At 36.4% G+C, this 12,824-nt stretch carries 7 protein-coding genes; all 7 read right to left on the bottom strand.

What is annotated here, in order from left to right:
• Positions 1–14 precede the first annotated feature (14 nt).
• On the bottom strand, positions 15–2,768 hold the full coding sequence (locus AC07N0_RS17365) for an alpha-d-galacturonidase (RefSeq protein ID WP_494590188.1): 2,754 nt from the start codon (positions 2,766–2,768) through the stop codon (positions 15–17).
• Between the two features lie 341 nt (positions 2,769–3,109).
• Positions 3,110–5,293, bottom strand: coding sequence for an alpha-L-rhamnosidase-related protein (locus AC07N0_RS17370; protein WP_494590189.1), 2,184 nt, complete (start codon positions 5,291–5,293; stop codon positions 3,110–3,112).
• 26 nt (positions 5,294–5,319) lie between these two features.
• On the bottom strand, positions 5,320–6,906 hold the full coding sequence (locus AC07N0_RS17375; RefSeq protein WP_494590190.1) for a sodium:solute symporter family transporter: 1,587 nt from the start codon (positions 6,904–6,906) through the stop codon (positions 5,320–5,322).
• Positions 6,903–7,991, bottom strand: coding sequence for a Gfo/Idh/MocA family protein (locus AC07N0_RS17380; RefSeq protein ID WP_494590191.1), 1,089 nt, complete (start codon positions 7,989–7,991; stop codon positions 6,903–6,905). The genes AC07N0_RS17375 and AC07N0_RS17380 overlap by 4 nt, the downstream gene beginning before the upstream one ends.
• A 37-nt stretch (positions 7,992–8,028) precedes the next feature.
• Positions 8,029–10,548: an L-rhamnose mutarotase gene (locus AC07N0_RS17385; RefSeq protein WP_494590192.1), complete on the bottom strand. Its 2,520-nt coding sequence runs from the start codon at positions 10,546–10,548 to the stop codon at positions 8,029–8,031.
• On the bottom strand, positions 10,549–11,427 hold the full coding sequence (locus AC07N0_RS17390) for a sugar phosphate isomerase/epimerase family protein (protein WP_494590193.1): 879 nt from the start codon (positions 11,425–11,427) through the stop codon (positions 10,549–10,551).
• A 4-nt stretch (positions 11,428–11,431) separates the two neighbouring features.
• Positions 11,432–12,820, bottom strand: a complete 1,389-nt coding sequence (locus AC07N0_RS17395) for an alpha/beta hydrolase (RefSeq protein WP_494590194.1) — start codon at positions 12,818–12,820, stop codon at positions 11,432–11,434.
• Positions 12,821–12,824 lie beyond the last annotated feature (4 nt).

The following is a 12,824-nucleotide window of genomic DNA, read 5'->3' on the forward strand; positions in this document are numbered from 1 at the left end:
AAGCTGAAAGCTATTTACTCAAATAGCCAATCTATATTTTTCTTGTTGCCAGCCAAACCTGCATCTGAGATTGGTATTTCTTGATTCCCTTTCATGAAACCTAATACTAAGCAAGCTCCTTTGCCAAGATTCAAGGTATGAGTTCCTGCTTTGAACGAATAAGCATGAATATTAACAGCAGGAAATCCAGCGATAAGTAAAGCATTAGAAATCTTAATTTCCGACTGTCCGTAATCATTAGCACTCGCATCTGTTTCTAATTCAGGTGCTTGCAAGAATTTACGGTTTTTATCATTAAAAAATCCTACTAATAACTTTACAGGATCAGTAGTTGTAAAAGTTATGCTTGTGCCTACTGTTTGTTGCTTGTCTTTGCTAAACTTTATTCCTTTTAGTTTTTTTAATTCAACAGCCAAATCACCAATGGCTGATAAAGTATCTGAAAATACTTGTTGCGCTTTTTCATTCTGATAAAATCCTTCAATGTTTGAGGTGATTTTTACTTCAACATCTTCAAAAAGTACTGGCTGTTTTATGACAACATTTTTCTGAGACTTAAGCGAATCAATCGAAAACTTAAATCGTGTCAATTCTTTTTGATAAACAGGCAACATTTCTTTCCAATGGATAAAAGTTGCATCTACGCCACGCATTGGGATTTTACGCTGTTTGGTTTGCATACTATTCGCATATAAATACGCATTTTGGGTGTATTTTACTAAGTCCCCAAAATGTTTTACGCTACTTTCTAAATAAGGCAATGCCTTTTCTAAATCTTTTATGTCGTTGGAATTTTTATAGCGAAGTACTGCTAATGACGCTCTTACTTTTTCTGCATAGAAATTTGCCATGGCATCATAACAATAAGTATCATTTTTCAAACGAGCAAATTCTGCTTTATCCTTTGTTACAAATTTTGAAGCTTTATTGATGGCTACAACGGCTTTTCTACCATGTTCTACTACTTCGTCGGCAACTCTTACAGGTGTTTCTCCTATGTGTTTTTCATTTTTCCACTCCTTTTCGGCATATTCAATAATCATTTCGCCTTCGGGTGCTTCCGATTCATACAACATCGTGAATAATCCATAACGGAAAGGATTTATCAACTGTGTCATCAACATTCCCAAAGTAAGTGTTTGACGATTACCATCGGTAATACCATAACGTCTAAGCAATTTTGGTGAAATTTCTCCAACTTCTTCCATTGCTTCCAACACATTTTTTGCCTTTTCTTGTGGCAAACCATATTTATTGGCTAGTTCTTTTCCCCAATAATTTATTTCAGTATCACGTTTCCTGTGGGAATCCCATGCATACCTTGCCCAAGTTTTATACCACATCCAGTCTCTGTCAATTTGCATCAAACGCTTATCACCCACTTTATCCGCCGCAAATGGCCAATCCCAATACGATGCTTGTGGGTACAAATGCAGCCCATTAGCCTCATAAGTATTGTGCATTGCCAACACTGATTTTTGGATAAAGTCTGGTGAGCTATAACGAAAAGGCTCAAGATTCGCTAGAATATGGACATTCTCTACATGAACCGTTCCGATTCTACTTAAACTTCTGTGCAATTCAGCCCATGAACCTCGTGGTGTATAAGTAGTCAGTGCTTCTCCGTTGAACTTTGCCATGGTGTATAGGTTTTTATATAACGGCAAAGCTACTTTCATTACTCTTGGTGCATCAGTATCATGCGCACGTAAAACGATAGGCGGTTCGGTGGTTTGTCCTAATGCCTTTAAACCATCTTGCACCCCAGGAATGATTGTCTTGGTAAACCAATCAACATCATCTTGCCCTACTCCTTCCATCGCTTCTCCTAACGTAATTAATAAACCCACATTGGGATATTTCTCCACAAAGGCTGCTATTGATTTACGTGTATAATCGGCAATAATAGGAATGATAGGACGATTTCGGTCTTGTGTTTCCAAATGATGTTTTTCAGCAAAAGGTTTAGGAATAATAATGTTATAAAACATCTGTATTATCCAAATACCTCTTTTATCAGCTTCCTGTGTTAGAAAACGAAAAATCTCTTCATTCTTTTTAAAAGTTTCATCGTCAACTTCTACCGCATAAGGATATTCTTTTAGCTTCACTAAAGACGAAAAAGGGTGTCCATTCCATAAATACAAAGAATTATAACGGTTTTCGACCATCATATCTAAATACTGAATCCACATGGCTTTATCATAAAACCAAGGAAAACTCTCAGGCGTATACGGATATTCATAAGTTCCTCTTCCTGGCAACAAAGTTGGCTTTTGTAAGCCTATGCAAGTACCACGCAAAACCATTTCTGGTTGTTCGGTGATGTTAATTTCTTCTGATACTTTTCCTTTTTCTTTGATTTCCTCTGCTAATGCTAAACATCCATACAATACTCCTGATGCATCTTTCCCAACAATTGAGATTGGTTTATTAAGTGCTTTAGCAATTGAAAAGCCTTCTTTCTTAAGCTCTTTATTATTGTCAAGATTGTATAAAGAAAATGCCTTTTGAAGCTTTTCATCTGATAAAGTACCTATCAAGATGATTGTTCCTTGTTCTTTTGTTTCAGAAACAAGCTTTACCGCTACTTGATAGCCTATTGCTGACAAACTTGTTTTGAGCTTATCAACACCAAATTTGACACGTACTTGACTAGTGTCAGCCAATAAAATAGTAGCTAACCGTTTTTTTTGTGGACTTTGCGAAGCTAATATTTGTAAAGAAAAGCCACAGAAAATCAGCAGGTTAAGGATAATATATTTCAAAAAATTATTCATACGATGATATAATATATTGATAAAGCGATTGGACAACTTTTCTATTTTCAAGAAAAATCTAATAAAGTATTAATAAAATTCAACTTGCCTAAAATAATGATACAAATTTATTGTTAAAGCCAGACATTTTTTTCTATCATTTTTCCTAACTATTATACAATTTTATCTTATCTAAATAATGTTCAGATGATGTGAAAAATTACGGCAAAACTATCATTCGCATTTCTTAAAGAGGATTCTTTATTTAAGATACTCTTCTTTATGGTTTTTATAGGGATAAATAAAAAAACGGACGATATTCGTCCGTTTTTAATCAATACTCCTAAATATTATAATCCATAAGTCACTTCGTATGATTTACCTTTTTCCAAGGTTAACTCATACATATCTTTTGCTAACGCTTTGATAGTTCCTTCTTGGCAAGTTGGTTTTATTTGGCTTTTAAAACGTAAAGTACCTATTCCACCAGCTCCTTTTATTTTGATTTGTTTTGTACTACAATACACCTTTACATCCCCATCAGGTGTCGGCACAGCACCTTCCATCCACTGCAAACCTCCTAATTGTGGTTCAACCAAATAAGTTTTGTAACCCGCAGAGGTAGGTTTTACGCCTAAGAAATATTTGCCTAATAAATAAATGGGGCTTGCTCCCCATGCATGACAAAGGCTTTTTCCAAAAGGGCGACCATACATCGCATAATGTTCATCACCTTTTTTGTTAGGATTATATTCTTCCCAGAAAGAAGTCGCTCCTAAATTCAACATCCCACCCCAATAGTCTTTCATTTCTTTCAACACATAGCTTTGTTCACCCAAGGCACAGAGTGCTTCAAGTTCATAAAAACGCATATATGGTGTTGTAATTTTTTGAATTTTATCATTCAACAACACATTTTTTTTGACGTCTTGCTTTTTGGCTTCATCTAAATAATTAAAGAAAATCGCAAACATATTGGCATAACGAGTTACGTTGTCAGTCTGTTTTCCTTCTATTCGGCTATGTACTAAAGCGTGCTTTTCATCATTCCAATAATTTGAAAAAAGTTTCGCTTTCAAATCCACTGCTAATTGATTGTACTTTTTGGCTCCTTCAGTATCATTTACAATATTCGCACATGTTGCCATTGTTTCAAGACTTCTCGCTAAAAGCAATTGCTCAAAACTCACTTCTCCTTTTTTACTTAAACCATCCGCCCAGTCAATAAAAACCCAATCGCCCGTTAACCCTTCCATCATGCCATTTTTATTTCGGCGTGATAAACAGTAATCCATCAAACTTTGCATTCTTGGATAAAACTGCTGAATAAATGTTTTATCGCCCGTATATTGATAATAGTCGTTGATGCCGATAAACCAATAAAAGGTATAATCCATGATGGTATTTACGTGGCTAGTCACTGGATCTTTTCCTCTAAGAGCCAACAAGGTACGTGTTACTGATGGAGAATCGAACAACAAATAATAGTTCATCAAATAACTCTGATAAGCATCTCCCGACCAAATCCAGCGGTCACGCTTGATACCGTCAATAAAGAACTCACGGGTATTCAAATGAAAAGTATAGTTTGAAACATCATAGATTTTATTAATCTGTTCATCAGAACAACGGAATCCACCACGGTCGGCTACGGGTAAATATTCATATAACATCGAAACAGAATCGAGCGAAACTGTGGCATCAAATTTTATATTGACAAACCGAAAAGCCTTTGAAAGTTCCATGGTCATATTGCTTTTCTTAGTCTGATTTACATCAATATCATCTAAGGTTTCGCAGGTTTCTGTAGCTAAGGCTTCCTCTTTCGATTCTCCATAATAAATCTTGATTTTACCTTTTCCTTTTAAACCATGTAATTTGATAAAACCAAAAGTTTCTTTGCCAAAATCAGCCAATAGGCTTTGTGATTTCTTCTCAACTTTTACGGCATGCTGAACCTTCGTTTCTAATTTAAATTTAGAGGGAGGTACTTGTGGTGAATTAAAATTCCAAAATCCTGCATTGAGCCATTTTGTACCCGATTGGTCAGACGCCTTTCCTGTTTCATCAATCCATTCTTTATCTTCAAAGGTTACTAACCAAGAAGCATCTGAGACTACTCTTTTTCCTTGCACAAAAATGGCAGGCACACGGTCTTGGCAAAACACTTTTAAACTTACCTTATGCTTTCCTGCGGGTACTATGATTTTTTTAGGGAAACCGCTGATTGCTTTTCCATCTATCTTCACATTAAACTGACCTTCTACAAAAAGGGATACTTCTTCAGAGGCAGGCAAATCAAAATCTTTATGAAAATCAACTAAGTTATAGTGACTATCCAATTTCCAAAATGGAGGAAAAAAAGAACCACGTTCTGTCCTTCTATTTTGCATTTTGTTGCTCAACCAGACCTCAAAATCGCCTGGATACCAAATCCAAGTAGCTTGGTTTTGTGCCAACACAGGCGAACAAAAAGACAAAAAAGTCAGGATAGCCAGTAACTTCGTTTTCAAAGAGATTTTTGTGGAAAGCATATCAATATGATTAGATTAAAAGTTCATTAGTTAAAAAAGAGGTAAAGGGCAATCATTACAATTGTTAGCAAAGTCCATGAAATCCATACTTTTCTTGTTGGCTTTTCTATGTTATTTTTTTCTTCAAAGGTTGCCAAGTAAACTGTGGGCTCATTATCTAACAATGATATAATGATGGCTAACACAAAAAGAAAAGCAAAAATCAAAAATGAAAGCAAAAGATAATGTGGCCAAATAGGGTATTTATCGGGAGTGAAAACCCATAAATACATGACTCCTATCCCTAAACTCACGACCGAACCTGCAGAAAGCGTAAAGTTTACCGCTTTTTTGGTAGTTCTTTTCCAGAAAACAGTCAGTAAAAATACAACAGCCAAAGGTGGTGCTATAAAACCTAAGACTGATTGAAAAACATCAAATAAATTCAAGCCTTTGATGCTATCAATTGCCAACGCCATCATAATGGCAAAAATACAACCTGCAATAACCGTGTATCGTCCTACTTTAATAATTTCCTGATTGGTCGCATGTGGATTTATTTTCTTTAAATAAACGTCCATTGTAAAAACTGTACTCAAGGAATTTAAAGAAGAACCTATTGTACCAACAAGCACAGCGATTAAAACAACAATTACTAAACCGTTCATTCCAGGAGGAAAAAGGTTTGTTACCATCGTCATATATGCTTCAGATGGGTCTTTTAAATTGGGGAAAAGGATATAACATAAAATTCCCGTTAGAATAAATAAAGGCAGAGACAGTATTTTTAACCAAGCAATAAAGTTTACACCTAACTGACCTTGCTCTAAATTTTTAGCCCCTAATACCGACTGTACCATTGCTTGGTCTGTACAGAAAAAAGCTACAGCCGCTACGGGATAGCCCAATAAAATAGCGTACCAAGGATATTTTGTATCGCTAGCAGGATGAATCAACGTCCAATAATGAGCTGGGACTTTATGATAAACTTCTGAAATACCACCCACTTTAATGACCCCTAATATGGTAAGTGTTAAAGATACAGCAATCAGTAAAATCATCTGAAATACATTTACTTTCGCAATTGCCTTTAGCCCTCCTGCAAAGGCAAATAAGCCTGCAAACAAAACCAAGACGATCACAGATTGCCACATGGGTATTCCTAGAATTTGCCTGACTAAAAAGCCTCCTGCAAACAAACCAAGCGATAACCAAGAGATTAATATTTTGATTAAGGCATACCAAGCCAAAATAGTTTGAGTAGAATCGCCATAACGTTTACCCATAAATTCAGGCATGGTACTTACATTGGCTGCAAGGTATTTAGGGGCAAAAACGATAGCAAGCAAAAACAAAAAGACAAATGCGTACCAATCAAAATTAACGGCTACAATACCCGTGCTATAACCTATGCTCGCAAAAGCTAGTAGCATAGAAGGCCCCACGTTAGTACCCCACATATTAAAACCAATACTCGACCAGCCTAACGATTTATTAGCCAGAAATAGGGTTTCATCCTTGTTAGTTTTGTCTGAAAAACTTGCTCTGTAACCAATCACTATCAAGATAATCAGATAGGCTACCACAATACTATAATCTAAAAAAGTTAGGCGTTCTACGATGTTTCCCATCATCTAAAGTTATTTAAAATGTCTGCACTAAGATGATGTGTTGTCAAAACGTCCGCAATTTTTACAGGTGCTCCCGTCTGTAAAGACTTATCCATTGCCTGCAATAATGCCACCGTTCCGATACCTTCTTTGATATTTGGATAAGCCGTTTCACCACTTTCTAAGCAATCAGCAAAATATTCTAAATAGTTTTGGTATTCGCCAGCATGATGGCTTTTGCCCTCAAAACGGAAATAATGTTTAAGTTTGTGCTCCCATGTTTGTACTCTTTCTTCTCCTGTATTGGTAGTAACGGCATAGCGTAAATCCATGTAATCAGCTTGGCTACAACCCTCTGTACCTCTTAGGATACAACTCATTTCACTATCGCGAACTACTGGTTGAACAGGCCCTGTATAAGCTCCACTTACTCTCGCAATTCGTCCATCAGTCGCTTTAAAAATAAAGTGCATAGTATCGGCATTTTTCAAGCCTCCTTTTAAGCCATTCGAGCTTAACATGCCGTAACCCATTACTTCTTCAATATTGGGCAAATACCATCTAATAAAATCTACTGGGTGACTCAAGCCCCCATAAAGCCATTTGAAAGCATTCTCTAACGACCATCCTTTATCCAGAAACCATCTGTGGTCAGCGTGGTAATAACCTTCAATAGTGATTAATTCTCCGATAAGTCCTGCCTCAAAGTCTGCTCTTTGTTTTTTCATTGGTTCAAAAAAACGAGAACTTTGTCCGACAAAAACCTTTTTGCCTGTCCTTTCTGAAAGCTCAATTAATTCTTTAGCTTTTGATAAATCGTCAATAAAAGGTTTAGTACACACTACGTGTTTGCCATGCAATAATGCTTGTTTAGTATGTTCTGCATGGAATTTATCAGGCGTATAAATCGCAATGATGTCAATATTTTTATCATCCAATAAATCTTGATATTCGGTAGTATAATGATGAAAGTCGAACTCCTTCGCTCTTTGCTTACATAAATCAATATTGCGGTCGCATACTTTAACTAATTCTAATTTTTTGCTAGCCAATGCAGCCGACATGGTACTTCGACCTTCTCCTAAACCTAAAATTGCTATTTTCAACATTTTTATTGCTATTTATTAACCCTTGAATTCTCTATTATTAATTTCCAGCAGGTTTCAGAAAAACCCATGTTTCGTCCTTTTTTGTACCTGTAATTCCTTCTTGATATTTTTTCATCAACGTATTCCATTCTATTACTCTAGGATTGTTCTCAATGGTTTTTGGATTGAGTTTATCTAAATTTTCACCTTTGGGAATACTAATAACTAACATCAATTGTCTGCCATTTTTATACAGGAGTAATTGTTGAAAGTCGGCATTACAAAAGCCTTGGGCTACTTCTGGCCATTTGGTAAATTGTGTAGCATGATAAGCCAAATATTCTTTTTGTAAAGTAGTGTCTGCTACTAGATTGGCTGTTAGGATAGTATGCGACCACTCTTTAGCCACCTTTCCATTCTTACATCTTTCTTGGTTAAACTCATAAAACAAATCGTCATAAGTCTTGATTTGTACTTCTGGAAAAGCATTTTTCAGTCTTTCTCGAAGCAAATACACATCTTGTACTTTATCAAAAATAACTAAGTGATTTTCCCATTGAAATAATGCTTCTTGTGATACTTTACTTTTTACAAGAATCTCATCTAATTTTTTCCTGTCTATCGTCTTTCCTTTTTCAATAATCAATTCTACAATAACAGGCTTTTCAATATTGATTGTCCAAAACTTATCTACCTGATTTTTATCATTTAGCAGATAGCTGTATTCCGACTGAATACCAACTTTAACCTTAATACTATCTGCGACTTGTGGCCCATTATTTTGCCAAGTATTCCCTGGTCCATTAGCATTTTGTAGGAATTTTTCAGAGGGAGTCCAATTATCTTTAATCGTAAAATAAGAAGAACCTTCATCTGTATATAAATAAAACCAATGATTAGGAATATGTGCGTAAGGGGCTTTGTAAATGCTATCGACATAGTTTTCAGAAATGACAGAACCCGGTTGAGCCGACAATGTATAAATTGCCGCTACATCGTACATGTGTTTGGCATAATGATGTATTTTGTTAGCCGTAATTTTATTATTCTTCATCACATTGATGGTCTTCGTCCAACCCCAACCCATGCTAATGCCTGAATAAGACACATCCGAAATTTCGTTGTGCTCTATGTTGATGCCCTTTACATACCCTGTTCCGATACCTACACAACCCCAATCTTCATTCGTAACATCCGTAATTAAATTATTGCTAATCAACAAATTGGTGCATACTTCTCTTTCATCAGAAGGATTATAAGGCAAGTGTATTTCTGTGGCTTCATCTGCATATACACCTGCTTGGATGCCTGTTCCGCCTATATCTTTAAAAAGATTACCTTTAATAGTATTGTCGTGGACACCTTTGTAATAATCAAGTCCTGTAGAGGCTAAATGTTCAAAACGACAACCTTCAAAGCCCGTATGATGAGCATAAGAAACCTCGATAGCCGCTTTTGGTCGACCAACCCAAGCTTGATTTTCTAACGTTTTTTTATCGGGTGTCCCTGGTATTTTTAGTTTATAGGCATCTAACATATATAAACCCGCTTGATGCGGAACGTGCCCTTGTTGAAAAGGGCGCAACCATGCACTATGGTTGAAAGCGATGTTTTTAAAGAAAACATAAGCCACAGGATTATCAATTGTTCCTTCTATTTTAAGTAAGGTTTCCAATGACGAAGCTATGATTGTTGCCTTATCCATCACCTCATTGGCACGTGGGATATAATAAACTTTCTCAGCCTTGCTATCCAAAAACCATTCACCTTCTTGGTTCAAAAACTGGAGGGCATTACTTAGATAGAATGCAGAGTTTCCTGTTTCTTTTGAAATCCAAGGCGCTGGCCAAGGGTGCTCTGACTGTATGCGACTTTCTGGCTGAAAAAATGAAAGCTTAGCACTATCACCTTGTACTTCCATTTTTTTGATACGCAAACTAGCAATAGCCCACCATTGATGAATGAACATTTCCATGCCATTCACTTTGGATAAATCCCCAAATTTTGGTGCAGGAATCCAACAGGTTTCTTCTTTCTTATTCCAAGATAAAATACGATTCATGGTTGGATATGGCGTATCTTTAGCTCGAACAGCTTTTTGGTTATTCACCCATAATTGTCTGAATTTCAACAAATCTCCTCCTACTTTTGGCGCATCCGCTACCCAAACTTTCCCGATAGCTTCTTTGGGTAAACCTGCAAGGTTACCCTTTAATTTTGTCCAACCTGTTATGCTTATACCACCACTAATAATGGGTTTTTCGTTAGGTGCTGCTTCGATAATAGTCGGACTAACAGCCGTTCCAGCATCTTCTGGACGAATTACAATTGGCTCATACAATTGATAATTCCCTTTACGTACATAAATATGTATGGCTTTCGTCAAGTTACCATCCGATAGCCTACGCATCTCGCGTACTTTCCGAATAGCCATCGCTACTGATTGCAAGGGCTTATCTTGGCTACCAATATTTACATCAAGTCCATCAGGAGATACCCAAATATCCGTTTGTGCCTGACTATTTGATGAAAAAGCAATGATTAAAAAAGAGAAAATTATAAAAAAATATTTCATCATTTAGTTTTGAAAAACTGTTTTCAAGAAAGTTGTATTAGCACCAAAATTTCCTTTTACATCTCTGGGCTTATTAGCATCTCTCGAACGTTCTATTACTAGCCAGCCACTCCATTTCATTTTATCAAGCGTAGCTTTTACTTTCTTCATGTCTATTTCAGGGTCATTCTGTAGCCATACACCATCTTTATTGGTACAATGAATCATACAGATGTTATTTTTACCCAATATTTTTAATTCTTTATATAAATCACGTCCTTCTTTTAGAGGGTTAGAGAAATTGAAATATATTTTAATACCGTCAGAACCAATCTCTTTCAATAGCTTTACTTCTTCGGTAGCATCCAAAGCCGTTTCTATTCCAATCACGACGCCTGCTTTTTTAGCCATTTGTCCTGCTACTTTTAGTCTGGCAACAACTGAGTCTCTGACAGCAGGGTCTTTTTTCAAATCACATTGAACACCTAATGGCAAAAATGCTACTTTGATGTTCATCAATTTCATTGTAGTAATACAATCCTCAATTGATTTTTTGTATTCTTCTCGTCCACAAAAGGATTGAGCATAATAGCCAGTCATCGCCAACGAGAACATTTCAATATTCAACTCTCTGGCTTTTGTCAGAAAAACATTTCTGATAGAATCGTTAGCTAACTGATTATCAAATGTCGGACGTTTGCCTAAACCACCCATGTCTATTTCTACACCGTCTGCTCCAATTTCTTTCGTAAGGGTTAAAGCACCCAGTTTTTGTCTCTTCAAAAGCATCAAATCAATTAGTCCAATTTTATATTGATGATTTGTTTGGGCAATACTCTTCAATGGCAACGAGCATAAAATTGTCATACTCGTTACAAAAATTGCTATATTTAGCTTTTTCATTTATCTAATTTTTAGGGGCTTCTTCAAACATTTTTTCTAATGTTTCAAAACTTTTCTCTGCATTACTAGGAAGATTTTCACCCTTTTCTCCGAAAACATACATGGCTGGGAATGGCTCAATTGTCACCTTTGATTCATCGATATTTCCAGCTTTATCTTTCAATTTTTTTAAATCCAATTGGAAATTTTTCGCTAAGAAATCATACAATGCCATGCGTTTACTTTTTCCATAGTCATGTCCTTCTGTTGGAAAATGCACATTTTTTACGGCATCTTTTTCGCCATAAAAGCCATATATTTTTTGTAGAAAAGGAAATTCTGTTTCAGGCACATGTTGTGTCCAATCTTTGCCATCCGATAAAATTAACTGTGGTCTTGGTGCGGCCATTGAGGCTATTTCAACATTATTTGTGCCATTACCACATACATGTACGCCCATACCACTTTCGCAAGGACACCCCCCACTATGATAAGACGATAACATCACCACAGGCACGCTTAGCGTAATTCTATCATCTAAAGCGGTTATCAACATCGTCTGACTACCCCCACCAGAACCACCCGTAATGGCTACGCGACTGGCATCTGCATTACTAAAAGAAAGTAACCAGTCTAAAATTCTAATGCTATTTAAAGCCTGAACAGACATGGCTATGCTTTTTCTGTGAAACTCTGATTTGAATTGTAATGTAGATTCTCCCCAAGCAAAAAGGTCGTAACTGAAAGCCATAGCTCCCATTTTAGCCTGCATCGCACAACGATACTGGCAATCTGCCCGATAACGTCCATCTCCAAAATGTCCATCTGGATTTAAAATCACAGGGATTTTACCTTTACTTTCTAAAGGCATATACAAAGAACCGCATACATATACCCCAGGGAGCGTCTCGATTGCTACATTTTCTATGGTATAGCCGTCCATTTTACGCTTATTACTGGTGATTACCTTACTCTGTGGTTTAGCTGGCAGTGGCGAAAGCTTCAAGGCGTCCCACATACAAGCTTTTAATTCTTCTTTGCGTTTTTCCCAACTTGCTTCATCATTATACAAAGTAGATAAATAGGCTAATTGTTGTTCACCTTCCTCAGGTGTTTTCAGATGATACTGATAGCTTTGAAGTTTATATTTTTTTTCACCTTCTTTGGCAAACGTAATATCTTGCGACGACAATACATTGTTCATCGTTTTCTCAAAATCTGGTCTGAAACGCCAATCTGCATACGTCACCCATTTATCTTTTACCAACTCTTCGGGATAACGAATTTTTACTTTGAAACGAATTTCAATCTGAGCAATCACTTCTTTCAATGGTTTTTTGAAAGAATTATCTGCTGTTTGCGCCAAAGAAAAGTAAGTCAAACAGAGTAAACAGAGTGTTTTTAGATATTTCATGAGA

The sequence above is a fragment of the Arcicella sp. GW821-FHT09D11 genome, assembly GCF_059416265.1.